This window comes from Streptomyces sp. NPDC048590 (assembly GCF_043199535.1).
Classification (GTDB): domain Bacteria; phylum Actinomycetota; class Actinomycetes; order Streptomycetales; family Streptomycetaceae; genus Streptomyces.
On record NZ_JBICWC010000002.1, the window covers coordinates 821,976 to 846,094 of the forward strand.

Below are 24,119 nucleotides of genomic sequence, written 5' to 3' on the forward strand. Positions count from 1 at the left end.
ATTCGGGACCGAGTGTGCGAAGGTTTGCCGCAATATGCGGAAGTTTTATGATTTCGGGCGGGCTGGTGGCCGACTACACCGCGTGCCCCGTCGAACGCGGCCCGCCGCCCTCCGGAGCAGGCGTACCCCGCCCGGGGCGAACACATCGGCTGACCATCCCGTTCCGCGACCGCGCTCAAGGGCGACTCCGGCACGGACCGGGACGGGGCGGCCGCCGAGCACCGGCCGGCAGACCTCCTCGCGGGAGGCGACGGCCGGTGCTTCTGAACCCGGTCAGCCGTCGGCGAGCAGCTGGAGGGTGTCGATCACGCGGTTCGAGAAGCCCCACTCGTTGTCGTACCAGGCGACCACCTTGATGTGCCGGCCCTCGACACGGGTGAGAGCCGAGTCGAAGATCGACGAGGCCGGATTGCCGGTGATGTCCGACGAGACGAGCGGGTCGTCCGAGTACTCGAGGACGCCTGCGAGCGGTCCGTCCGCCGCCGCACGGTACGCCGCCAGCACCTCGTCGCGTGTCACGTCGCGGGCGACGGTCGTGTTGAGCTCGACGATCGAGCCCACGGGCACCGGTACGCGGATGGAGTCCCCCGACAGCTTGCCGTCGAGGTCCGGCAGGACCAGCCCGATCGCCTTGGCCGCGCCGGTGGTGGTCGGCACGATGTTGACGCCGGCGGCCCGGGCACGGCGGGCGTCGCGGTGCGGGCCGTCCTGCAGGTTCTGCTCCTGCGTGTAGGCGTGCACCGTCGTCATGAACCCGTGCTCGATCCCGGCGACTTCGTCGAGGACGGCGGCGAGCGGCGCGAGCGCGTTGGTGGTGCAGGAGGCGTTCGAGACGATCGTGTGCAGGGCCGGGTCGTAGGCGTCCGTGTTGACCCCGAAGGCCAGCGTGACGTCGGCGCCGTCCGACGGTGCGCTGACCAGCACCTTCCTGGCCCCGGCGTCGAGGTGGGCGCGGGCGGCCTTGGCCGAGGTGAAGCGGCCGGTGGCCTCCAGGACGATGTCGACGCCCAGTTCGCTCCAAGGCAGCCGGGCAGGTTCGCGTTCTGCCAGGACGGTGATCCGCCGGCCGTCGACGACGAGGGTGTTCCCCTCCGCCGTGACGGGGCGGCCCAGCCTCCCGGCGGTGCTGTCGTAGGCGAGGAGACGGGCGAGGGTGGCGGGCTCCGTCAGGTCGTTGACGGCGACGACCTCGAGGGCGCTGTCGCGCTCCAGCAGTGCGCGCAGCACATTGCGCCCGATGCGGCCGAATCCGTTGATGGCGATGCGAGTCATGAGTGATGTCCCTTTCGTTCACCACCAGCGTCGCCCGCGTCCCGGGTCGCGGACAGTGGCGGGATCGCCATGGTTCAAAAGGATCCCGCCACGGCCATCACCGTTCGAAAAGATCGCGCCACCTGGTGACCGGCAGGTCATTCGCCCCGTGTGAAGGTGCGCCGGTACTCGCTCGGGGTCGTACCGAGGATGCGCTGGAAATGCAGCCGCAGGTTCGCGCCGGTGCCCAGTCCGACATCGGCCGCGATCTGTTCGACGCTGTGCTGGGAGCGTTCCAGAAGTTCCCGGGCCAGGTCGATGCGCGCCCGCATGACCCACTGCATCGGCGTGTAGCCGGTCTCCTCGACGAAACGCCGGGAGAACGTCCGTGGCGACACCTCCGCCTGCCGGGCCAGCTTGTCGAGGGTGAGGGGCTCACCGAGCCTGTGCAGGGCCCACTCGCGGGTGGCGGTGAACCGCTCGCCGAGGGGTTCGGGGACGCTCCGCGGCACGTACTGCGCCTGGCCGCCGCTGCGGTACGGTGCGGCGACCAACCGCCGGGCGGCGTGATTGGACGCGGCGACCCCGAGGTCGCCCCGCAGGATGTGCAGGCACAGGTCGATGCCGGAAGCCGCGCCTGCCGAGGTGAGGACGCTGCCTTCGTCGACGAACAGCACGTTCTCGTCGACCTGGACGAGCGGATGCCGGGCCGCGAGAGCACGCGTGTAGTGCCAGTGCGTCGTGGCGCGCCTGCCGTCGAGCAGTCCCGTGGCGGCGAGCGCGAAGGCACCTGTCGAGATGGCGGCGAGTCGTGTTCCCCTCTCGTGCGCCTCGACCAGGGCGTCGACGACCTGCCCCGGCGGATCGTCGCGGTCCGGGTGCCGGTAGCCGGGTACGAAGACGATGTCCGCCCACTCCAGGGCGCCGAGGCCGTCGGCGACGTAGTACGCGAGGCCGTCGCCTCCGGCCACGAGGCCGGGTGTCGCGCCGCACACCCGCACCTCGTAGGGCATGCTCGCCCGCTCGGTGAAGACCTGCGCCGGAATTCCGACGTCGAGCGGCTTCGCACCCTCCAGCACGAGGACGGCGACGCGATGCGGGCGGGAAGCTGGCACGGGACGAGGTTACGCGTCCGGCGCGTGCGAGGGCGCGAGCACGGCCCGCACTCCGCGGAGCTCGATCAACCCGATGGACGGCGGAGCAGGCCGCGTGTCATGGTCCACCGCGTGACGGCGATGAGAACCCTGGCCGGCTTCGGCTCCACCGCGGCCTTCGGCACACTGAGCTGCGGTGCCGCGCTCGACGACATCGTGGCGGCCTTCGGGCCGCCCTGGGACATCGGCCGGGTCAGCAGACGGCGGCAGTGGCCCCGTCTCTTCTCCTACGGGGACGCCGAGTTCTGTGTGTGCCGCTGCCGTCGTGTCACGCTGATCAGCGTCCAGACCTGGCGGGACGTCATCGAGCTCCCCGTCCCCGGCACGAAGGGGCTCGCCGTCTCGAGCGGTCACCTCACCCGAGCCGACGTGACGGCGGGGCTCGGTGAGGCCGGCTGCCGGCTCGTCCCCGCGACGGCCGGTCAACCGCCCGGACAGTCCGCCCTGCGGGCGGAGCCGACGGGTGTCACATTCACCTTCCGGAACCAGGACGGTTCCGAGCCGCTCCTGGTCAACGTCGGCCACTGGACCGTCGGCCATGAGTGCGTGCCCCCGCTCTCCGGCTCCACGGGCGACCGCTGAGACCGGACCACCTGAGGTGCCTGCCCGTGGGGGTGCCTGGCGGGGCCGACAGGCACGCACCGGTCCGCGCGTGCCACCGTCACGGCTGTTCGGCCGAGAGCACCAGGTCATGAAGCGTGAAGTGGAGCTGCACGTCGTCCGTCGAATCGGCCCACAGCCCGTCGGCGTCGAGCACGGCAGCCGCGACCATCCGTCTCGTACCGAAATGTCGGCACGATCCTGTCAGAGCCTGCCGGAGGAGCCGGTTGGGGGCCTGGCCGGGCTCAACCGGGCGCCGTAGGCGGGCGGCCGCGGCTCAGAGGTCCCGTGGGTCCGGTTCGGGGGTGTCGGCGGAGGGCTTGCTGTAGAGGATGCCTCGCGCCTGCTCGGCGGAGCGGGCGATGTTCTCCGCGACGAAGTCGAGGAAACGGGCGACGTTCTCCAGACGGGTGGCCGCGGGCGTACCCGGGCCGAGTACGGCGACTCCCTTGCGCGAGATCTCCACCTGCTGAAGCAGGGACCGGGCGCTGGCGACCATCGACTGGTACCAGAGATCCTCGTCGATGACGTACCGCTCCCGGCGGCCTTCTTCCCGCTCCCTGCGTACGAGGGACTGGCTCTCGAGGAAGGCGATGGACTTGGAGACGGACGCCGGGCTCACCTGGAGGCGCTGGACGAGTTCGGCGGCGGTGAGGCTTCCGGAGTCGGTGGTGAGCAGGCTGACCATGATGCGGGACATCATCTGGGAGAGCCCGGAACCCGACATCACCGTGGTGTAGAGCTCCTCGTACTCGGCGACGGCCCGAGGGTCACGTCCGTGCGGCAGGGCGACCGCCTCCGGACCGCGCACCGACGGCGACGCGCCCTTGCGGCGGTGGGCGCGTTGTTCGGTGGCACGGTGGGCGGCTTCCGCCCGGTAGCCACCGGGGCCGCCGTTGCGCATGACCTCGCGTGTGATCGTCGAGGTGGGGCGCTCCAGACGACGGGCGATCTCGGCGTAGGGGAGGTCATCGGCCAGTCCCAGTGCGATCTGCTGACGGTCCTTGTGCGTGAGCCTGCCGCCGGGCATCGAGCGCTCCTTCAAGTCGGGTGCTCCAGCCTAACGGTTGCAACGGCCGAGGCTTGGGCGCAGGTCGCGATGCAGATGGTCCTCGCGGCGAATGGGCTCTGTTCCATGTGGAATTGCCGGGTCGGGTGCCGTGCGACCGTTGTCGAAACGACGAATGCGACGTAGCTTTTCATCATTCTGAAACTCGACCCGAGCAGATGCGTGGAGCGCTGCGGGGTCAGTCACTTGGCCGAACTGCGTGAGACCATCCGTCCATGGACAGCGATCTCGAAGTGAGCGCCCTGGCGATCAATGTGACCGTCCCGGAACCGCTCCGCTGGACGGACACCCGGCGCGGTGAGACCTTCGTGCTGAACACCCTCAACGTCCGGCTCCTCCCGGACGGGCGGCTCGCCGCGAAGGCGTACGGCCGGCCGGTCGGTGGAGGGCGTGGCGGATACGTCTCGTTCCCCGTGCCCGAGAAACCCGAACTGGCGGCCCTCGTCGCCGACGCGGCCGACCGGGCCGGTGCGTTGTGGGCCGCTCACCGTGGCCTCTGAGGTCATCTCGGCGCGGACCTCCACGTCGACGCACCAGTCAGGAGGACAGCGCCTCCTCGAAGCGGGCGTACGCCTCCTCGTCGAAGAGCACGAACCGGACCTCGGTGACCGGAGGACGCGCGGCCTCGCGGACCGTGCGCACCGCGATCCGGGCTCCGTCGTCGAGAGGCCATCCGTAGATTCCCGTGGAGATCGCCGGGAACGCGACCGTGCGGGCGCCCAGTTCGGAGGCCACCCGCAAGGACTCCCGGTAGCAGGATGCCAGCAGCGCGGAACGGTCCTCCCAGCGGGACCAGACCGGCCCGACCGTATGCACCACGTGCTCGGCGTGCAGCCTGCCCGCTGTCGTCGCCACCGCCTGCCCGGTGGGCAGTCCCTTGCCGTAGTGGGACGCCCGCAGATCTCTGCAGGCGGCGAGGATCGCGGGACCGCCACGTCGATGGATCGCGCCGTCCACGCCACCGCCCCCGAGCAGGGAGGAGTTGGCCGCGTTCACCAGCACGTCCGCGTGCTGCTCGGTGATGTCCCCGCGTACAAGAGTGATCGATGCCGACGTCATGCCGCCATTGTGCCGCGCGGTTCCGGCGGTGTGCGGGATCCGGTGGCTCCGGCATCGGCCTGTCCTGCGCCCCGGACCGGATCCGGCCCCGGTGCGCCCGGCCTCGACGGAGGAGGGCGCACCGGGGTGGGCGCGGATACGAGGCGGGCGGTCAGCCCTCGATGCGGCCCACCCGGAAGATCGTCGTGTACAGGCGCTCCTCGCCGGGCTGCAGGAAGGTCATGGAGCCGTCCTCCCGTGCGGCGGTCTCTCCGGCGACATGGTGGGTGGAGGGTTCGAAACCCACCGCGTAGGCGCCCTCGCGCAGATGCATCCACTGGAAGAAGGCCGGGAACTGCGCCTGGTCGTACTCCAGCTCGAAGTACACCCCGAGACGGTCGTTGACCAGTCGCGGACGGACCAGGCCCTCGGCGTCCGCCTCCAGTTCGTGCTCGTAGACCTGCTCCACGAAGCCGCCCAGCGGGCCGGGCATCTCGGTGTTCGAGACGCCCTGCTCCTCGACGCTGTCGCTCCGCCACACGGTGCGGTGCGCCGGCAGTTCGTAGCGGGCACCTTCGTCGAGGAAGGGCCAGCCGATGTTGATGTGGTACAGGTACATGTGCGGGGTCGGGTCGAATCCCGCGTTGCGCACCCGGTCGGTCAGCCGGATCTCCGTGCCGCCGAGATCGGCCTCGATACGGCGGGTGAGCCGCAGGTGCTCGCCGAAGATCGCCGCCTGGCGCACCTCGCCCTCCGCCCACAGGACACAGCGCCCGTCGCCCAGCCACCGCTCGCCGTAGCCGGTGAGCCGGGCCGGGAGGTTGGCGACCCGCCCGTGCAACCCGTTGGAGACCGTGCGGCGCGGCGGATAGCGGTACTGGGAGGCGTCCACCTCGGCCCCGAAGAGAGTGTGGTCCAGGCCGGCGGTGAGAAGCAGGCCGGAGAAGCTGCGCATCATCGACAGGCCGTCGTCGTCGCGGTACTCGTGCAGCCCGGGGTGGCGGAAGCCGGTCGCCGAGCGCCAGCCGAATCCGCGGCCCTCGAACTCCGCGCCGCCGATGTCCATGGCGCGGTCCACCATCACGTCGAAGCCGAGCCCCGCCCCGGTGCGGAACTCCAGTGTGCGGATGCCGCGTTCGGTGCCGTCGTCGAGGACGACGGAGCGCACACCCCCTGCCGCGCTCAGATCGCCGGCCAGCCTGGCGAGTGAGTTGCGGTCGTGTTCACGTCCGTGGAGCTTCACGTCATCACCCACCCTCCGTTGACCTCCAGGGTCTGGCCGGTGACGAAGGAGGAGTCGGGTCCCGCCAGGAAGGAGACCGCCGAGGCCAGTTCCTCGGGCCGCCCCCGCCGCTTCAGCGCCTGGTGGTCGAGCACGTGCCGGGTGTAACCCTCGGGGTCCTCGTGGATCTCCTCGGCGGCCGTCGGGAACGCCCCGGGCGAGACGCAGTTGACGCGTATCTCCTCGCGTCCCAGCTCCCGGGCGAGAGCGCGGGTCAATGACACCGCGGCGCCCTTGGTGGAGACATAGGCGGCCAGTGAGTCCCAGCCGCCGTGCATGGTGATCGAGGCGATGTTGACGATCGACCCTCCACCGGTCTTGGCCATGCGCCGGGCCGCGGCCTGGGCGGCCACCCAGTAGGCCCGCTGGTTGACCGCGACGACCTCCTCGTACTCGGCGAGCGGCACTTCGAGGAAGGGGCGCGCCGGGTACACGGCGGCGTTGTTCACCAGGGCGCGCAGGGGGCCGAGTTCGGCGGCGGTCCGGTCGACGGCCGCCTCGATCGCCGCCGCGTCACGCAGGTCGGTGGTGAGGACGAGCGCCCGTGCTCCGGCCTTGCGTACCTCCTCGGCCGTCCGCTCCAACGCCTCGGTGTCGCGATCGAGCAGGGCGACATCGAGGCCGTCGGCGGCCAGCCGAGCGGCTGTGGCGCGTCCCAGGGCGCCGCCGGCCCCGGTCACGAGTGCGGCTTGCGGTTGATTCATCGGTTGTTCCCATCTTCCCTGCACCGACCGGGCGTTGAGAGGGCGGATCGTGGCGTTGACACTGCGAGCCGGGCCCGCTTAGCGTGAATGTTAGCGCTGCCGGTAGCGCTAACAAAAGATGTCGGAACCACGAAATACGCTCCCGGCGCGGCGAGTTCCACGCACCCCTCCTGGCTCTCTCACCCCCAGCCTGCTGCAAGGAGTCCCATGACCACGCGTGACAAGCCCGGCGTTCTCGCCGGGTACCGGGTCCTCGACTGCTCCATCGCCATGGCCGGCCCTTTCGCGGCGCAGCGCCTCGGCGACCTCGGTGCCGACGTGGTCAAGGTCGAACCTGTGACCGGCGAATGGCAGCGGCACGCCGCCGCCGGCGGAGCGAGCGGAAATCGCATCAACGTCTCCTTCCTCTCGCTCAACCGCAACAAGCGCTCGGTCGCCGTCGACCTCAAGGACCCGGCCGGCAAGGAGGTGCTGCGGCGGCTGGTGGCCGACGCCGATGTCTTCCTGCAGAACTACCGGCCCGGGGTCGCCGCCCGCCTCGGCGTCGACTACGCGTCGCTCGCCGCGATCAACCCCTCGCTGGTGTACGTCTCGATCTCCGGATACGGCGAGGACGGCCCCTACGCCCGACGTCCCGGTCAGGACCTGCTGCTGCAGGCGATGTCCGGCGCGATGCTCTCCACCGGCCGGGAAGGCGAGGCGCCCCGCGCCGCGGGCCAGTACCTGGTGGACGCGGTCACCGCCTCCACCGCGTTCGAAGGTGTGCTGGCCGCGCTGCTGCACCGGGAACGCACCGGTGAGGGACAGCTGGTGACGGTCAACATGCTCGACGCGATCACCACTCTGCAGATGCAGGAACTCTCGGTCCACACCGTCGGCGGCCTGCCGCAGACCCGCTCGGAGGAACCCCACGCGCACGTCTACATCCGTGCGCCCTACGGTGCCTTCCGGACAGCCGACGGCTTCATCGTCCTCGCGTTCCCCCCGTTGAAGACCCTGGGGGAGATCATCGGAGAGGACAGCTTCCTCACCATGGAGGACGAGAAGCACAGCTGGAGCCACCGCGACGAGCTCTTCGCCCGTACTGCCGCCCGCCTGCTGACCCGGCCCTCCCGCCACTGGCTCGATGCCTTCGAGACCGCCGGCATCTGGGCGGGACCGGTCTACGGCTACGCGGAGCTGGTCGACGACCCCCAGATCCGGCACAACGGCACCTTCGTCACCTACGACCACCCCACCGAGGGCCGTGTCACGGTGCCGGGCTTCCCGTACAAGTTCTCCGCGACCCCGCCGCGCATCGACCGGGGCGCACCCCTCACCGGCGAGCACACCCGCGAGATCCTGGCCGAGGCCGGCTTCGACGAGGCCGCTGTCGAGGAACTCCTCGCCGCCGGCACCGTCGTGGAGACCTCATGACCTACACCGGACTCACCTGGGACCACCCGCGCGGCCACGACGCGCTGGCAGCCTCGGCGAACGGGCTGGTGGACTGGTCCGTCCAGCCGCTGGAAGGCTTCGAGTCGCACCCGATCGACGACCTGTGCGCCCGCTACGACCTCGTCGTGCTCGACCATCCGCACCTCGGCGAGGCACTGGACGCGGGATGCCTGCGGCCGCTGGACGACCTTTTCACCGCCACGGAGCTCGAGGGCTGGGGCACCGGTTCGATCGGCCCGACCATGCGCTCGTACGCCATGGGCGGCAGGCAGTGGGCACTCCCGCTGGACGCCGCCACGCAGGTCGCCGCGACCCGCACCGACCTGGCCGGGGACGCTCCGACGACCTGGGACGAGGTGCGTGGCCTCGCGCGACGCGTCCCGGTGGCCCTGTCCCTCGCCGGACCGCACGCCTTCCTCACCTTCGCCTCCGTCGCCGTGGCGCTGGGGGAGGAACCGGCCACCGACCCGGACGAGCTGATCGGCGACGCCACCGGGCTCGCCGTACTCGACCTGATGGCCGACATCGACTCGCTCGCTCCGGCCGTCACCCGTCCCCTCAACCCTATCGGGCTCCTGGAGCTCATGACGGACACGGACCTGCTGGCGCACTGCCCGCTGGTGTACGGCTACGTCACCTACTCCGGCCGGCTGGCCTTCACCGACGCGCCGACGGCCGGCCCCGGAGGCCGGCCCGGCTCCACCCTCGGCGGAACCGGCCTCGCTGTCAGCACCCGATGCACGCCCGGCGCCGAACTCGTCGACCACATACGGTGGCTGATGTCACCGGAGGCCCAGCGCGACTTCCTGCCCCGGCACAGCGGACAACCGAGCGCACGCGCCGCCTGGACCGATCCCTCGGTCGTCGCCGCCGGCTTCTACCGCAACACCACCACCACCTGCGAACAGGCATGGGTGCGCCCCCGGCACGCCGGCTACATCCGCTTCCAGACCGAGGCGTCGGCCGTCGTACGTGACGCCCTGACCGGGGGGACCGGACACCTGGCGGCACTCGACCGGATGCGCGCCCTGTACCGGACGAGCCGTGCCCCGAAGGAAGGACGAGCATGACCGACACCGTCACACCGCCCGATCTCGGCACCGGGCACGTGCTCCTCGACGTGTCCGCCCGGGTCGCGACCCTCACCCTGAACCGGCCCGAGAAGCTCAACGCCGTCACCCCCGGGATGTCCCGCGCCCTGGTCCGGGCCGTCGAATGGTGCGACACCACGGACGACGTCCGCGCGCTCGTCGTGACCGGGGCCGGAGGACGCGCGTTCAGCGCCGGTTCGGACATCCGCGAGCTCGACGGCTACCGCACGCCCTGGGAGTTCCGCAACCGCGTCGACTACTGCGACGCCATCCGTCAGGCCCGTACCCCGACGATTGCCGCGGTCGGCGGCTACGCCCTCGGCGGCGGCTTGGAGACAGCGCTGTCCTGCGACATCCGGATCGCCTCGGACACCGCGTCCTTCGGGGCGCCCGAGATCACACTCGGCTGGATAGGCGGCGGCGGGATGGCCGCCTTCCTGAACCGGGCGGCGGGCCCCAGCAACGCGGCGCTGATGCTGCTCACCGGTGAACGCATCGACGCCGCAAAGGCGTTGGCCTGGCACCTGGTGAGCGAGGTGGTGACACCGGAGACCTTGCTCGACCGGGCTACGGCCGTGGCCACCGTGATCGCGTCGAGGGCCCCGGTGGCGGCCGAGACAGCCAAGATCAACCTGCGTGCCGCGGGCAATCTGCCCGAGGACCAGGCCCTCGCCTACGAGAGGGACCTGCAGACCATCTGCTTCGCCACCGAGGACGCCGCGGAAGGCCGCCGGGCCTTCGCCGAGAAGCGGCCGCCCGTCTTCCGCAAGCGCTGAGAGGAACGACATGAACCAGTGGCCCGACGCCGCGACCACCCTGCCCGAGGACGGCACCGAAGGCGCTCTCGTCGGCCGGGTGTGGCGCCCCGGCCTCGGACCGTCCGTGGTCGCCGTGCGCGAGGACGGCGTCCATGACGTCACCGCCTCCTTCGCCACGGTCCGCGACCTCTGCGAGACACCGGACCCCGCTTCGGCCCTGCGCGCGGCCACCGGTGAGAGGATCGCCGGGCTCGCCGAACTTCTCGGCAACACGCCACCGGAGACACGCGAGCCCCAACTGCCCTGGCTGCTGGCACCGGTCGACCTCCAGACGGTCAAGGCGGCCGGCGTCACCTTCGTCGTGTCGATGCTGGAGCGGGTGATCGAGGAGCGGGTCCGTGGTGATGCCGCGGGGGCCGCCGCCATGCGGGAGCGGATCCGCGGACTGATCGGGGACGACCTCGCCTCGCTGCGCCCGGGTTCCGACGAGGCGGCCGCCCTCAAGGAACTCCTGGTCGCCCAGGGGATGTGGAGCCAGTACCTGGAGGTCGGCATCGGCCCCGACGCGGAGATCTTCACGAAGGCGCCCGCGCTGGCCGCCGTGGGAAGCGCCACCGAGGCAGGGGTGCACTCGGGGTCACGGTGGAACAACCCCGAGCCGGAAGTGGTGATCGTCCTCTCCTCGACCGGCGAGGTGGTGGGGGCCACACTCGGAAACGACGTCAACCTCCGTGATGTGGAGGGCCGTTCCGCGCTGTTGCTGCCCCAGGCGAAGGACAACAACGCCTCGGCGGCACTCGGTCCGTTCGTGAGGCTGTTCGACGACGGGTTCGGGATGGAGGACGTCCGCGAGGCGGCCGTGACCCTGACCGTCGAGGGCGAGGACGGCTACCGTCTCGACGGGGTGTCCTCGATGACGGCGATCAGCCGCGATCCGATGGACCTCGCCGCCCAGCTGATCGGCCCGCACCACCAGTACCCGGACGGGGCCGTCCTCTTCCTCGGCACCATGTTCGCTCCCGTCGAGGACCGCGACACGCCCGGCCAGGGGTTCACCCACCATGACGGTGACCTGGTCACCGTCGCCACCCCGCGCCTCGGCGCGCTGGTCAACCGCATCCGGTCGAGCGAGTCCTGCGAACCGTGGACCTTCGGGCTCGCCGATCTGATGCGGTCGCTGTCGGCCAGGGGAGCGCTGTGACGGCGGGTGCGACTCCCGTCGGCCCGGACCGGGCCGGGGGGAGGACGGGCGCGGGGATGGATATCGTCTCCGGTGTGACCCCACCGCCCAGCCGCCCCCGCAAGCGATCCGCGACCCGTTCGGTCACCCTGTCGGACGTGGCCGCCGCGGCAGGGGTCTCCGCCCAGACGGTGTCCCGCGTGGTGCGCGACCCGCTGTCGGTCTCGGACGCGACGTGCGCCAAGGTCCGGGCGGCCATCGCGGCCACCGGTTACGTACCGAACCTCGCCGCCAGCAATCTGGCGTCGAACCGCAGCCGCACCGTCGCCGTCGTCGTTCCGCAGATCAACGCGTCGGTCTTCGCGGACACCGTGCACGCCTTCTCGACGGCGCTGGCCCGCCACGGCTACCAGATCTTCGTCGGCACGACCGACTACCGCCCGGAGCACGAGGAGGAGGTGCTACGCAGCTTCCTCGGACGACGTCCTGACGGCGTGCTGATGATCGGAACCGACCACACCCCGGGGACACGCGCGTTGCTGGGCGGCGCGGGAGTACCGGTCGTCGAGACCTGGGGCTGGTCCGACGATCCCCTCGACCTGCTGGTCGGCTTCTCCAACGCGGCTGCCGCCTCGGCGATGGTGGCCCACCTCGCGGAACGGGGCAGGCGCAGGATCACCTTCGCCGGCCGGCACACCTCGGGAGACCCCCGCGCGGCGGAGCGCCTGGACGGCTACACGAGGGCGGTGGGTGAACTGCTGGGCGCCGACCCGCGTACGGTGGACGCCGGCCCGGAGCCCGTCACCATGGACACCGGTGTCGCACTGCTGGACCTGGTGCTGGAGCGGTATCCGGACTCCGACGCGGTGATGTTCTCCAGCGACGTCTTCGCCGCGGGTGCGCTCCAGGCGTGCGTGCGGCGCGGGATCGACGTGCCGGGCACGCTCGCCGTGGCCGGCTTCGGCGACTTCGAGCTCGCCCGCCATCTGGTTCCCTCGCTGACCACGGTGGCCGTACCCGGTTCCCTGATAGGCGAGTTGGGGGCCGAGCTGCTGCTGACCCGGATGCGCGGGGGAGACGTCGAGGCTCCGCACCGTGACGTCGGCCACCGCGTCGTGGCGCGTGAGAGTTCCTGAGGCCACGGCGGCGACGGCGACGACACGGGCGTCCCGGGCTCGGAGGAGTGGGCCGGGCCGGGCGGCCCGGCGTTCAGCGAGCCGCCCGTTGCAGGTCGCGCCCGGCGTTCAGCGAGCCGCCCATTGCAGACCGCGCCCGACGATCGTCGCCGTCTGCTCCACCTCGAGGTCGGCGACGCGGTGCCCGAGCGTGCAGACGAAGACCTTCCCGGCCCCCCAGCGCCGGGTCCACACCACGGGAAACTCCACCGGCTCGTCCCACTGCTCTTCGGCGGGGGCCAGCACCGAGGTCGCCAGGACCGTGTTGAGGCCGTCCGACAGCACCCAGTAGTGCTCGGTGTGGACGTCGTAGTCCTCGACCCCCGCGACGATCTCCCCGTCCCGGTCCGGTGAGCGGGCGATCCGTACGGTGAAGTCCTGGAAGCCCTCCGGGTGCCAGAGGAACCGGCCTCCGACCATCCGCAGATAGCCCGCATTGGCGACGTTGGTGCCGATCACCCCGCCGTGCCACCCCGCGAACCCGGTACCCGCTTCGACGGCCCGCACCAGCGTGGCCTCCTGGAGCGGTGTCAGCTCACCTCCCGACCAGGAGTGCACCACGAGATCGGTGGCGGCGAGCAGTTCGGCGTCCTCGTAGACGGCGAGGTCCTCCGCGACGGTCACTCCGAACCCGGCGCGTTCCAGCCGGGGCACGAACAACTCGGTGCAGCCGACCGGGTCGTGGCCTTCCCAGCCGCCGCGTACCACCAGAGCCCTGCGTGTGTTCACCCTGCGATCCCTTCGCGCTGCCGGTTTCCTCCGCCGAAGTGTTCCTTCGTCGTCCTGTCACGCGCGGGCGCCAGCCGCAGACCCGCGTCGGCCGGGCGGACGTGCGGACCGCCGGGGGCCGACCACGTGCCGGACGCCGCGTGCGCGGCGATCGCCTCCTCGTCGACCTCGATGCCGAGCCCCGGTGTGTCACCGAGGACGATCCCTCCGTCGGCGATCTCCTGATCGACCCTGAGGCCGAACGGGAAGGCCAGGTCCTGCACCTCGGTGGCCAGGTGGTTCGGCACCGCGGCCGCCGCGTGCGCCAGCGGATTGGCGTTGTAGCCCACCGGACTGACCGGCAGGCCGTGACCGTACGCCAGTGTCGAGACCCGGAGGAAGTGGGTGATGCCCCACACGCTGCCGGTCTGCACCACGCCCACCGCGTCGGCGTCGAACAGGGCGCGATAGTGCTCCAGCCCAGTCAGGTTCTCGCCGGTCGCGACCGCCGCGCGGATGCCGGACGCGACGGCACGGTGCCCGGCGACGTCCCAGCGGCGGACCGGTTCCTCGATCCAGGTGAGGTCGACGCGGTCCTCGACCGACCGGGCGAGGCGTACCGCCTGATGCGCCCCCCAGGACTCGTTGACGTCGTACATCAGCGCGGGGCGGGGGGTGTTGGCGCGCAACACGTCCCGTACGGCCGCCAAGCGCCGTACGTCCCGCTCGACGTCGAGTCCGCCCTTGACCTTCGCCCCGGAGAAGCCGCGGGCAGCCCAACTCCGGTAGAACTCCACCAACTCGTCGTCGCCGAGTGCGTACTCCAGACCCGAGGCGTAGCCTGGCACGAAGCGGTCGGCGGCACCCAGGGTCCGCCAGAGCGGCTCCCCGGCGATCTTCGCCTTCAGGTCCCAGAGTGCCATGTCGAAAGCGCCGACGGCCCCGAACACCTGCCCGCCGTGACCGGACTTGAAGACGTAGGAGAGCATCCTGTCGTACAGCGAGGTGACCGCTCGCGGATCCTGGCCCTCGAGCGCCGGGAACACGCGGTGCACGTCCGGGTGACTTCCGAGGCCGACGCCGGTGAGACCCTCGTCGGTCTCCAGTATCAGCACGGGTACTTCGGTGACTTCGCCGGCGACGACACCGTTCACGTCGCCCACCGGCCGTCCCCAGTCGTGCACGGTGGCAAGGGATCTGTATCCGGTGATTCGCATCGCGCCTCTCCTTGGTCTGCGCATGCCGCACGGCCAGGACGTGCGCCCCATGCGTCGCGAGGTCCGACCGGATGCATGAGGGAGCGTCTGCGGCGAGGACGGAACCGGGGTGCCCGCGGGCACGCTCACCGTCGGGGCGGCCTCGCACCCCCGACACCTCGTCAGTTATAACTTGTGATACGAGTGATGACCTTAGCATGTTCCGCTAGCCTTGGTCCTCGGACCGCACGGGCCGGGCAAACCTGCACACACCTTGGGAGCCTCTGACCAGATGAGCAGACCTTCTGCGGACACCGCCGGGGTGTCCCGCCACACACGGCGGCGGCCGCCGCTCGCCGCAGCCGTCGTCCGGAGCCTCGCCACGGCCATCGTGCTGGGTGAGTACCCGCCGGGTACGGCGCTGCCGTCGGCGGGAGAACTGTGCGACGAGTACGAGGTCAGCCGTACGGTGATCCGTGAGGCGACGACGACACTCGCCGAGAAGGGCCTCGTCGCAACTCGTCAGGGCTGGGGCACCGTTGTCCTCGACCAGGAGCAGTGGAGCCTGCTCGATCCGCTCGTCCTCGACGCGCTCTTCCAGCGCGAGGACCGCCTGGTCTTCCTGGACAACCTCATCGAGATCAGGACCACCCTGGAGTGCGCCATGGCGGCGCGGGCGGCCCGGTGCATCGACGGTGCCCAGGCCGCGGTGCTGGCGTCCAAGCTCGACGAGCTCGCTTCGCTGCGGGACGACCCCACGGCGTACGCGCGGGCGGACATCGAGTTCCACGAGATCATCCACCGCGCCTCCCAGGACGCCTTCGGGCGGGCCATCGTGTCCAGCATCCAGGGGAAGGCCGTCCGGTCGCCCCAGTACAGCGGCGACCCGACGCGGGAGCACATCGACCTCACCCACGAGGCGCACGCCCGGATCGCCGAGGCGGTGATCTCCGGTGACCCGGAGGGGGCCGAGGACGCCATGCGCTCCCACATCACCTCCTCGTGGGAGCGCCGGCGCCCCCACGTCACCACGGAGGAGTAGGACGGACGGGGCACCCGCCTTTCCCGTGGATGCCCCGCCCCTCGGTGACCCCCCTGATCAGTCCTCTCCGGCCTCGCAGGCGCCGCCGTCCTTCCACGGGCCGTCGGATCCGCCCGGAGCCTGGTTCCGTGTCCACCACCCGGCCGTCCACAGCCGCCCGTCGTGCGCGACCGTGTCACCCTTGTCATGTACCGAGGACGCCGTCCACGCCGGCACCGTCCCGTCCCCGCATCGCACGCCCGTGCCGGTCTCGGCCCAGGCGCCCGTGGCGGATGTGCCGGGCTCCTCGCCCCGGGCGTACCAAAGGGCCTCGTACGCCCGGCCGTCGTGGAAGACCTCGTCGCCCGCACCGTAGGTCCTGGTGGCGGACCAGCGGGTGGACCGGTACGCCGCGACCGCGTCGTCGAGTGCGATGACGGTCGCGTCCAGCCTGGCCTGGGAGGTGCCCGTGGCCTCGCCGGCCGCGGTCGCCGCCGCGACGGCCTTCGCGAGCGGAGCGGCGTTGCCGCCCGGCTCGTCCGCGAGCACACCTGCGCCCCTGTCGACCGCGTCCCAGAGAGCCGCCGTGTCGCCGCGCGAGGGACGCCCGATGCCCTGGGACGAGACGTCACGGTTCCACGCGTCGACCCACTCGGCGCCGTACGCCCGGGCGACCGAGCCGGAAGCGGAGAACTTCCAGGTGCCGAGGTCAAGTCCGGTCTCGTCCACCGAAGTCGCCGTCAGCGCGTCGGTGTTGACCTTGTCGCTCCACCGCGCGAGGTCGTACACCGATGTCGGGGACGAGAACGTCACCTCGGTCTGGACGAAGCCGGTGGTGGAACCGACGATCACCGAGTGGTCGATCCCGACCCGGGACGGTACCCAGACCGAGTCGGCGTCGTCCCACACCGTCGCCCGGCTGCACCCGTTGTCGCCGTCGGTGGCGTAGAGGGCCGTGGTGCACTCCTCGCCCGTCGCCGTCGCCCGGGGGACGTACCAGTCGGTGATCTCCGGGTACGTGATCGGGGTGCCGTCGGAGTACTTCGCACCGCCGTCGGTGTAGTGCCGGTGCCAGGTGGCCACGGTCTTCGGGGTCGCGCTGTACTTCTCTCCCTCGCGCACGTCGAGGAAGGCGTTGAACCTGCTTTCCAGTACCCAGTTGTTGGCCAGGGGGAGCCTGGTCTCACCGTTCTTGTGGTAGATCCCACCGTGGCCGACGTGCTTCACGCCGATGAAGACGTTGTCCTCGACGGCGTTGCTGTGACCGGAGTTGAGGTTGACGCCCGAGTTGGACCCGTTCACCACGTTGTGGTGGAACCGTACGCCGGTCGCCCCGTCGTCCATGTACAGAGCGTCGTTGGAACCGCCGATCTCCTCGAAGCTGTTGTACGCGATCTCGTTGCCGAGGTAGGTGAAGTCGCGCCCCGCGTACACCGCGGCCATGTCGCCCGCGTTCTTCACCACGTCGTGGAAGCGGTTGTGGTTGACGCGCATGTCGTTGCCCATGATCTGCACAGCCATGTGCGGCGCGTCGTGGACGTAGTTGTACTCGAACGAGTTGCCCACCCCGTACATGTAGCCGGCCGGGGTGTAGGTGGCCAGCTTGGAGAAGCGGGCGATCTCGTTGTTCCGGGCGATGTTGTTCCCGCGCTTCAGGGTGGACCTGTCGCCTCCGCCCAGCAGGACGCCTCCGCCGCCCAGGTCGTGCAGGTAGGAGTTCTGTACGACGTTGTCGTGCCCGCCCCGCAAGGTCTCGTAGTCGGGCATGCTGGTGATCGTGTCGGTGGTGCGGCCGATCCGGATCGCGTCCATGCTGACGTTGGAGATGTCGACGCCGTCGATCAGCGTCCCCACCGCGTCCAGCAGTTGCACGCCGCTCACCAGCGAGCCGGTCATCGAGAGGCCGCGCAGCGTCACGCCCCGGGTGTCCTCCAGCAGCATGAAGTTCTTGTCGAACGTCTGCAGCGTCGCGGATCGGCCCTCGATCGTGCCACCCTGCGGGCGGTAGTAGAGGACGTCGTTGTCGTGGTAGCGGTCGATGTAGTACTCACCGGCCGTGTCCATCTCCGAGAGGACGTTGAGCACCTTGACCTTGGTCCAGGAGTCCTGCGGGATGTACATGGAGGGGTACTTCGTGTACAGCGTGTCGCCGCTCCACGACAGGATGCGCTCCATGTCGTTGGCGTAGTTGTTGCCGAAGTAGCCGGAGAGCCAGCCCTCGGTCTCCGAGGTGGTGTTGTCGATGTCCTCGATCCACCGCGGGTCCAGCTGGACCGGCACATCCGTGTACGCCCCGAAGCCCCGGGTGCCCAGATCGTCCACCGTGGGCACGGCCTCGGGAGCCCAGCTCTTGTAGCGGTCGTTCTCCGCGGCCCGCCCGCCGACGGTGTACAGCGACGGTGTCATGCGCCGGAGTTCCTCCGGGGACCAGGTGCTCCGGTCCTGGCCGGCGGGGAGTTGCTGCTTCTTGTCCTCGAACTGAGCCCGTGGGGTGGTGCCCGAGGTGTTCCAGGAGCTCTCCGGACCGAAGCGCGCGTCGAGATCGACGTTCATCAGGTCTCCGGGGCCTTCGGCGTCCCACTTGTCTCCCGTGCCCCAGAGGTGGCAGCCGGTCTCCTTGGTGGAGCACGTGTTGCCGTCGGGGTACTCGGCGAGTACCTGTGTCCCGCCGTCCACCACCAGCTCGGGGGCGAAAGGCTGCTGGACCCAGTTGAAGCCGTTCTTGTAGAGCGTGCCAGGGTCGATGCCGTGGCCGCCGAGGTCGTACACGTACACGCCTTCGCGCAACTCAGGGGTGTTCAGACGGCTGTTGGAGGAGTACCGCGGCTCGGCGAGGGTCTCGGCCGAGAGGTCCGTGAGCTTCTTCCATCCGTCGGAAGGCAGCTCGTGCGAACCGGTGATCGTCACCTTCTCGTCCCGGTAGGCGGAGTAGGTGACCCACGAGTTCGCCTCGCCTTCCAGCCGGATGGTGTCGTCGAGGACGTAGGTGCCACCGCGGATGTACACCGTCCCCCGCGCCTCGGCGGACGTACGCCCGGCCAGGGCGTCCCGTGCCGCGGTGACCGTCCTGAAGGGGGCGCCGAATTCGCCGGAGTTGTCGTCGTCGCCTTCGGTCACCGAAACGTAGACCGTCAGGCCGGCGGTGGCGGAGGCCGGGGACGCCGTCACCGCGCCTGCCGCCGGCCCGCCGATACCCGTCATCAGCGCCAGCGCCACGGAGGCCGTCACGATCCGAGTCGGTCGTCTCCGAGGTCTCACCATGGATGAGCCTTTCGTTGGATGCCGTGTTCCTGGCACGGCCGCGATGCGCGGACCCGCATGCCACCCGGGACGAAGGCCTCAGGGCAGACGGAACATGTATGACATGTGCACAGTAGGGTTCCTCGGGGTGGTGCACAAGCGTCCGGACGACGGGAAATCAGGCCCGGCCGGTCAGCCGAGGTGGAACACCTCCTCGGCCTCCACCCAGCGCTCCCCGGGCGCGGCCGAGTCGAGTGGCCGCTGGCACGGATCGGTCAGGGTCCACCACTCCTGGGTGGCGGGATCGGCCGCGATGGCGGCCATGTCGGCCTCGTAGTCCTCGCCGGTGTACTCGTAGTACGCGAACAGGGTGTTCTCGCGCAGGAAGATGGAGTACCGGGTGATGTGCGCCCGGGACAAGGTGTCCAGCACCTGCTGGGGGACCTTGCGGTGCAACTCCCGGTACTGCTGCTCCTGTTCGGGCCGCAGATGGATCACCGACGCGACGCGGCGGGGGGTTCGGGGTGCGGACATGGGACAGCTCCTTCGTGTGGGCGGCGATCACCTCGGAGAGGGACCGGAGAACGGCCTCCGCCGGCCGGGCACGAGGGCCGGGCCGGTGGGGTCTGTCGACGAGCACCCGCGGTCAGCCCTTGACGGCTCCTGCAGCCAGGCCGCTCATGACATGGCGCTGCATCGCGACGAAGATCACCAGGATCGGGATCACCGCGAGCAGCAGCGTCGGGAAGACCTTGGTGTAGTCCGTGGAGTACTGGCCGACGGCCGCGTAGACCCCGGTGGTCACGGTGTAGATCCCGCTGCCGGGGCCCAGGATCATCTGCGGGCTCGCGAAGTCGTTCCAGACGCTCAGCGAGTTCAGGATGAAGACGGTGGCCAGGATCGGCCGCATCAGCGGCAGGATGATCCGCCACAGGGTGTAGTACCTGCCGGCCCCGTCGATCGCCGCCGCTTCGTCCAGCGACCTCGGAAGCGTCCTGATGTAGCCGAAGAAGACGAACAGCGTGAACGGGACGGTGGTCGCCGTCATGAACAGGATGAGCCCGGGCATGGTGCCCATCAGACCCACCGCGCGCAGTACGAAGATCACCGGTACCAGGATCACCTGGGTCGGGATGAACATGCCCGCGATGAAGAAGAACAGCAGGACCCGCGAGAGGGTCTTCGGTGTGCGGGCCAGGACGTAGGCCGCCGGTGCGCACAGTGCCATCCCCAGCGCGTTGACGCAGAGGACCAGCGCGATGGTGGTTCCGTACCCCTTCAGGATGTCGAAGTCAGGGTTGTTCCAGGCGTCCGAGAGGTACCGGAAGGACGCCGAACCGAACGCGGGGGAGAAGGGGTCGGCGAGGATCTCCCGCTGGCTCTTGAATGCGTTGACCACCAGGAGGTACATCGGCACGAGCATGCCGAGGGACACCAGGGCGATGAACCCGGTCCGCGCGGCGGCGGCCGAGGTGAGTGTCTTCTTCATCCGACCGACTCCGCATCGTCCTCGGCGCGCCTGCGCAGGAAGAGGACCGTGAGGGACAGGACCGCGGCCGCGAGGATCAGCAGCACCGCCTGGGCGGAGGCCAGGCCGATGTTCCGCTGCGGGAACGAGACCGCGAGAATCGAGTAGGCGAGCGTCTTGGTCGACCCCGCGGGGCCGCCCCCGGTCAGCGACACGACGACGTCGTACGTCTTCAGCAGCGAGATGCCCGAGGTGATGACCGCGACCGTCACCGTGGACGCCAGCGAGGGCCAGGTGACCGCGCGGAACGTCTGCCACCTGCCGGCGCCGTCGAGCCTGGCCGCCTCCAGCAGGTCCGGTGACACGGTCTGCAGGCCGGCCAGATAGAGGATCAGCTGGACGCCGAACAGCGACCACACGATGACCACGATCATCGACCAGAGAGCCCAGTCCGGGTCGCTGAGGAAGGGCAGGGCGTCCGTACCGACCTTCTCCAGCATGGTGTTTACCACGCCCTGCGGGCCGAGGATCGCCTGCCAGAGGAAACCGACCACCAGGGCGCTCAGCACATGCGGGTAGAACATCACGACCCGGCCGAAGGTGTTGAAGCGGTTGGTGCGCTGCAGCAGCAGCGCCAGCCCCAGGGCGGCGAGGTTGACGGCGATCGCCCCCACCACCGCCACCACGGCGGTGATCACCATGGTGCCGGTCATGTCGTCGGAGGCGAAGATCGTCCGGTAGTTCTCCAGACCGATGAACTCCGGCACACGACGGGGGAATCCGTTGTACTCGGTGAAGCTGTAGTAGATCGCGTAGATCACCGGTACGACCAGCAGTGCGGCGTAGAGGAGGACCGCGGGGAGGACCATGCTGACCGAGACGCCGGCCTGGCGCCATCCCCGCGGGTTCCCAGTGGATTTCAGTGCCATGGTCAGCGGTTCTCGTCGACCCACTGGTCGATGGCCTTGGCCGCGTCGGCCGGGCTCGCGCCGGTGTAGAGGCTCTGCGCCACCTCGGTGAACTTCGGGTTGAAGCCCGTCACCGGCAGCCGGACGTTGCCCTGGCCCTCGCCGACGGCGACCAGTTCGGGCGCGTCGTCGAGGATGCCCTGGATCTGGGCGCCCACGGCGGACTGCTCGACGTCGGACCCCTGGCGGAACACCCCGTCGGAGGTCAGCTGGGTCTTCACCGCCTCGGCGTCGGTGACGAGGTACTCCACGAGCTGCTTCGCGGCGTCCGGGTCGGCCGCGCCCTTGTTCACCATGTACGGGTCCGCCATGGTCGCGCCCTGAGGACCCGGGTAGTCCTTCCCCTCCTCGACCGGCGGGGAGAACACGCCCACCTCGAAGGGGAGCTTGCCGGCCTTGTCCAGGGTGGCCGCGAACCAGCTGCCGTTGGTGTACAGGCCCACCTTGCCGGTGAGGAAGTTACCGTCCGCCTGCGAGGGGTTGAGGCCGACGTCACTCTTGGCTATGTAACCCGACTTGATCCAGTCCGCGTACTTCTGGAACGCCGGGAGGTAGGCGTCGCCGACGGCGAGCTTCTGCCCCTTGACGTCGCTCTGCCACTTCGGGTGCGCCTGGTTGAGCGTGGGGTGGAAGATCTGCTGGAGCTGAAGTCCGGTCATGTAGTCACCGGCCGTCTGCATCGGCGTGTAGCCGGCCTTCTTCAGCTTGGCCATGTCCGCCGACAGCTCCTCCCACGTGGTGGGAGCCTCGGAGATGCCGGCCTTCTCGAAGGCGGCCTTGTTGTAGTAGACGAGTGACTGCGTCTGGGTACCGACGCCCGCGGCGTAGTGGGCGTCACCCATCGCGTAGTCCTCGTACATCGGGGTGTCCTTCGCCCACGCCTCGCCGCTCAGGTCGAGCAGCTCGGGGGCGGTGTCGTCATCGGGGAAGATCGACTGGATGACGTCGGGGGCGGTGCCCGCGGCGAGCTGCTGCGGGAAGGACTCGGCGACGGACTTGCCGGTCGGACCCTCGATCTTCACCTTCAGACCGGTCTTGTCCTCGAAGGGCTTGACCAGCTTCTGCCAGTAGGCCTGGTTCAGGTTGTCGGTGAGATTGACCATCATCCGGATCTCGCCGTCCTCGCTGCCCGCCGAGGCGGATCCCTGTGAGCACGCCGCGAGGAGCGTCAGCGGGACCACGGCGGCCAGGGCGGCGAGGCGCGTCCTGTTCCCTCTGGTGGAAGACATCATTGTCGTCTCTCTTTTCCTGGGTAGGGAAAGCTGGGGGATCAACATCCGTTGAGGGGTGCGAAATGGGGACCGGGGTACGGCGTCAGAGCCGGCCCCGGTAGGGCAGCGGGCCGACGGCCGTGATGTCGGTGGGGGTGCCGTCGCCGTCGACGCGGTAGATGCCGTCGTTGGCGACGAAGAACTCGGGAACGCCCGGGTAGCGGAGGTCCTCGGGCAGCGGCTCGCGGTCCGTCCAGGAGAAGAACTCCCGGGTGAAGGTGTCCTTGTCCTTGCGTCCGTAGATGTGCAGGTCCCCGGCGGTGAGCGGTGAGCGCACGGCCCAGTGGACCCCCGACTCGGCCCAGAAGGCCCGGTCGCTGACCAGCACCGACTGCCGATCGCGCGGTGCGAGCACCCGGTCCCAGAAGTGCTCGCCCGGCCCCAGCCTGGCCATCAGGAAGAGCAGGTCGTGAGCGTGCCAGGCGGTGCTCGGGGCCAGATCGGCCTCGTTGTGCCAGCCGCTCGCCGAGGCGAAGTAACCGGCCGGTGTCTGGTACCCCGCGTACGTGGCGAGGCACGACTCGGTGAAGGCCTCCAGCTCGGCGTCCGGCCCCTCTGCCAGGACCTCGTGGATGCCGTAGAGGGTGAGCCCCATGCCGGCGATCAGCATGGGCGTGTCCGTCTTGAGGGCGCGGTCGCCCTGGACGTACCAGTAACGGTGGTAGCGGACCGCCCCGGTCTCGTCGGTCCAGGCGGACCGGGCGACGTGGCGGCAGAGCCTCCTCGCCTCGGCCAGCAGCTCCGGATCGCCCAGGGCGCGGTAGCCGAGCACCAGGGGAACGATCATCAGGCCGTAGTACTCGGCCGGCTCCAGGATGCCGCCCTCGACGCGGTCCTTGACGGTGCGGAAGGTACCCGCGCTGTCCGCGTCCGGCACACCCCGGTGGTGGAAGAGGCGCACCAAGGTGGCCAGGTCCTCGGGTATCTGGTCGGCGTAGGTCTTGTCGTCGGCGAGCTCCGTGTAGAGCTGCTTGACCCAGACCCGCGCGTACTCCTGGTTGCACGTGCCGTCCTCGCCCGCCCGGCCGCCCCCGTACATCGCGCAGGCGTCCAGGTTGCGCCGGACCGTGTCGAGGACGGCGTCCACCTCCACGGCGGGGAGCAGATGGCGGGCATGCCGCAGCGCGAGCAGCATGCCGAGGCTGCCGACGGCGTTGTGGATGAGCCCGCTGGTGGCGGACTCGCCGACCTGGAAACCGATGTGGCGGTACTGGCCGTCGTCCTGCAGCTCTGCCGACTGGTACCGCAGGAGACGGCGCAGCAGCTCCACGCCGCGCTCGTCGGGCTGGGCGGCGAGGGCCTCGGCGAAGGCACCGACGGCGGGCCCGGCGAAGGTGGTGTGGCCACTGGTGAAGTCGAGGAAGGTGAAGGGGTTCGTCCCCCACACACTGTGGTTGTGGAAGCCGTTGATCGCGCCTTCGTCCGTCACCCAGCTGTGCAGCCAGCCGGCCAGAGCGGTCGTGTCCGGTCTGGTGGTGCGGTGTTCCATGGCGTTCCTTCCGGGGTGG

The 24,119-nt window shown here is 70.1% G+C and carries 22 protein-coding genes; 8 read left to right on the plus strand and 14 right to left on the minus strand.

The genetic code is table 11. The features are described from left to right. Nucleotides 1-273 precede the first annotated feature (273 nt). Together gap and ACGFNN_RS07960 are read right to left on the minus strand one after the other, a co-directional pair. The gene (gene gap, locus ACGFNN_RS07955; protein WP_393553928.1) at nt 274-1,272 is read right to left on the minus strand and encodes a type I glyceraldehyde-3-phosphate dehydrogenase; all 999 of its coding nucleotides are present in this window, start codon (nt 1,270-1,272) and stop codon (nt 274-276) included. A 137-nt stretch (nt 1,273-1,409) separates the two neighbouring features. Next, on the minus strand, nt 1,410-2,366 hold the full coding sequence (locus ACGFNN_RS07960) for a GlxA family transcriptional regulator (RefSeq protein WP_393553929.1): 957 nt from the start codon (nt 2,364-2,366) through the stop codon (nt 1,410-1,412). A gap of 120 nt (nt 2,367-2,486) precedes the next feature. On the opposite strand from ACGFNN_RS07960, the gene ACGFNN_RS07965 reads away from it, so the two are divergent. Next, nucleotides 2,487-2,987, plus strand: coding sequence for a hypothetical protein (locus ACGFNN_RS07965; RefSeq protein WP_393554040.1), 501 nt, complete (start codon nt 2,487-2,489; stop codon nt 2,985-2,987). Nucleotides 2,988-3,282: 295 nt separating this feature from the next. Here ACGFNN_RS07965 and ACGFNN_RS07970 read toward each other — a convergent pair whose 3' ends face one another. Beyond that, entirely contained in the window at nt 3,283-4,035 is a 753-nt protein-coding gene (locus ACGFNN_RS07970; protein ID WP_393553931.1) for a helix-turn-helix domain-containing protein, read from the minus strand. A gap of 254 nt (nt 4,036-4,289) precedes the next feature. Between ACGFNN_RS07970 and ACGFNN_RS07975 the strand changes: the two genes are divergently transcribed. Next, nucleotides 4,290-4,574 carry a hypothetical protein gene (locus ACGFNN_RS07975; RefSeq protein WP_393553932.1) on the plus strand — a complete coding sequence of 95 codons (285 nt, stop codon included), beginning with the start codon at nt 4,290-4,292 and terminating at the stop codon, nt 4,572-4,574. 37 nt (nt 4,575-4,611) lie between these two features. Here ACGFNN_RS07975 and ACGFNN_RS07980 read toward each other — a convergent pair whose 3' ends face one another. From ACGFNN_RS07980 to ACGFNN_RS07990, 3 genes are all read right to left on the minus strand, one after another. After that, nucleotides 4,612-5,133, minus strand: a complete 522-nt coding sequence (locus ACGFNN_RS07980) for an O-acetyl-ADP-ribose deacetylase (RefSeq protein ID WP_393553934.1) — start codon at nt 5,131-5,133, stop codon at nt 4,612-4,614. A 151-nt stretch (nt 5,134-5,284) separates the two neighbouring features. Further along, nucleotides 5,285-6,355: an aldose 1-epimerase family protein gene (locus ACGFNN_RS07985; RefSeq protein ID WP_393553936.1), complete on the minus strand. Its 1,071-nt coding sequence runs from the start codon at nt 6,353-6,355 to the stop codon at nt 5,285-5,287. Beyond that, a complete protein-coding gene (locus ACGFNN_RS07990; protein ID WP_393553938.1) occupies nt 6,352-7,098 on the minus strand; it encodes an SDR family NAD(P)-dependent oxidoreductase in 747 nt (248 codons plus the stop codon). The genes ACGFNN_RS07985 and ACGFNN_RS07990 overlap by 4 nt, the downstream gene beginning before the upstream one ends. A 207-nt stretch (nt 7,099-7,305) precedes the next feature. Here ACGFNN_RS07990 and ACGFNN_RS07995 point away from each other — a divergent pair, with 207 nt between their 5' ends. From ACGFNN_RS07995 to ACGFNN_RS08015, 5 genes are all read left to right on the plus strand, one after another. Next, on the plus strand, nt 7,306-8,514 hold the full coding sequence (locus ACGFNN_RS07995; RefSeq protein WP_393553940.1) for a CaiB/BaiF CoA transferase family protein: 1,209 nt from the start codon (nt 7,306-7,308) through the stop codon (nt 8,512-8,514). Continuing rightward, a complete protein-coding gene (locus ACGFNN_RS08000; protein ID WP_393553942.1) occupies nt 8,511-9,605 on the plus strand; it encodes an extracellular solute-binding protein in 1,095 nt (364 codons plus the stop codon). The genes ACGFNN_RS07995 and ACGFNN_RS08000 overlap by 4 nt, the downstream gene beginning before the upstream one ends. Continuing rightward, complete coding sequence (locus tag ACGFNN_RS08005) at nt 9,602-10,402, plus strand: enoyl-CoA hydratase/isomerase family protein (protein ID WP_393553944.1); 801 nt, start codon at nt 9,602-9,604, stop codon at nt 10,400-10,402. The genes ACGFNN_RS08000 and ACGFNN_RS08005 overlap by 4 nt, the downstream gene beginning before the upstream one ends. 10 nt (nt 10,403-10,412) lie before the next feature. Further along, entirely contained in the window at nt 10,413-11,585 is a 1,173-nt protein-coding gene (locus ACGFNN_RS08010) for a fumarylacetoacetate hydrolase family protein (protein ID WP_393553946.1), read from the plus strand. 74 nt (nt 11,586-11,659) lie between these two features. Beyond that, nucleotides 11,660-12,700, plus strand: a complete 1,041-nt coding sequence (locus ACGFNN_RS08015) for a LacI family DNA-binding transcriptional regulator (RefSeq protein WP_393553948.1) — start codon at nt 11,660-11,662, stop codon at nt 12,698-12,700. A 108-nt stretch (nt 12,701-12,808) separates the two neighbouring features. On the opposite strand, the gene ACGFNN_RS08020 is transcribed toward ACGFNN_RS08015, so the two are convergent. Further along, the gene (locus tag ACGFNN_RS08020) at nt 12,809-13,468 is read right to left on the minus strand and encodes a ThuA domain-containing protein (protein ID WP_393553950.1); all 660 of its coding nucleotides are present in this window, start codon (nt 13,466-13,468) and stop codon (nt 12,809-12,811) included. Further along, nucleotides 13,465-14,664: a mandelate racemase/muconate lactonizing enzyme family protein gene (locus tag ACGFNN_RS08025; protein WP_393553952.1), complete on the minus strand. Its 1,200-nt coding sequence runs from the start codon at nt 14,662-14,664 to the stop codon at nt 13,465-13,467. Before ACGFNN_RS08025 ends, ACGFNN_RS08020 begins: the two co-directional genes overlap by 4 nt. Before the next feature lie 271 nt (nt 14,665-14,935). Here ACGFNN_RS08025 and ACGFNN_RS08030 point away from each other — a divergent pair, with 271 nt between their 5' ends. Next, nucleotides 14,936-15,685, plus strand: a complete 750-nt coding sequence (locus tag ACGFNN_RS08030) for a FadR/GntR family transcriptional regulator (protein WP_393553954.1) — start codon at nt 14,936-14,938, stop codon at nt 15,683-15,685. Between the two features lie 57 nt (nt 15,686-15,742). Here the strand turns inward: ACGFNN_RS08030 and ACGFNN_RS08035 are convergent, their stop codons facing one another. The 6 genes from ACGFNN_RS08035 to ACGFNN_RS08060 all read right to left on the minus strand — a co-directional run bounded on the left by ACGFNN_RS08035 (nt 15,743) and on the right by ACGFNN_RS08060 (nt 24,100). Continuing rightward, nucleotides 15,743-18,892 carry a carbohydrate-binding protein gene (locus ACGFNN_RS08035; RefSeq protein WP_393553955.1) on the minus strand — a complete coding sequence of 1,050 codons (3,150 nt, stop codon included), beginning with the start codon at nt 18,890-18,892 and terminating at the stop codon, nt 15,743-15,745. 204 nt (nt 18,893-19,096) lie between these two features. Next, a complete protein-coding gene (locus tag ACGFNN_RS08040) occupies nt 19,097-19,438 on the minus strand; it encodes an L-rhamnose mutarotase (RefSeq protein WP_393553957.1) in 342 nt (113 codons plus the stop codon). 112 nt (nt 19,439-19,550) lie between these two features. Further along, nucleotides 19,551-20,393 carry a carbohydrate ABC transporter permease gene (locus ACGFNN_RS08045; RefSeq protein ID WP_393553959.1) on the minus strand — a complete coding sequence of 281 codons (843 nt, stop codon included), beginning with the start codon at nt 20,391-20,393 and terminating at the stop codon, nt 19,551-19,553. Next, nucleotides 20,390-21,301: a carbohydrate ABC transporter permease gene (locus ACGFNN_RS08050; RefSeq protein ID WP_393553961.1), complete on the minus strand. Its 912-nt coding sequence runs from the start codon at nt 21,299-21,301 to the stop codon at nt 20,390-20,392. Before ACGFNN_RS08050 ends, ACGFNN_RS08045 begins: the two co-directional genes overlap by 4 nt. A gap of 2 nt (nt 21,302-21,303) precedes the next feature. Further along, nucleotides 21,304-22,569, minus strand: a complete 1,266-nt coding sequence (locus ACGFNN_RS08055; RefSeq protein ID WP_393553963.1) for an ABC transporter substrate-binding protein — start codon at nt 22,567-22,569, stop codon at nt 21,304-21,306. Nucleotides 22,570-22,654: 85 nt separating this feature from the next. Further along, complete coding sequence (locus ACGFNN_RS08060) at nt 22,655-24,100, minus strand: hypothetical protein (protein WP_393553964.1); 1,446 nt, start codon at nt 24,098-24,100, stop codon at nt 22,655-22,657. Nucleotides 24,101-24,119: the final 19 nt, after the last annotated feature.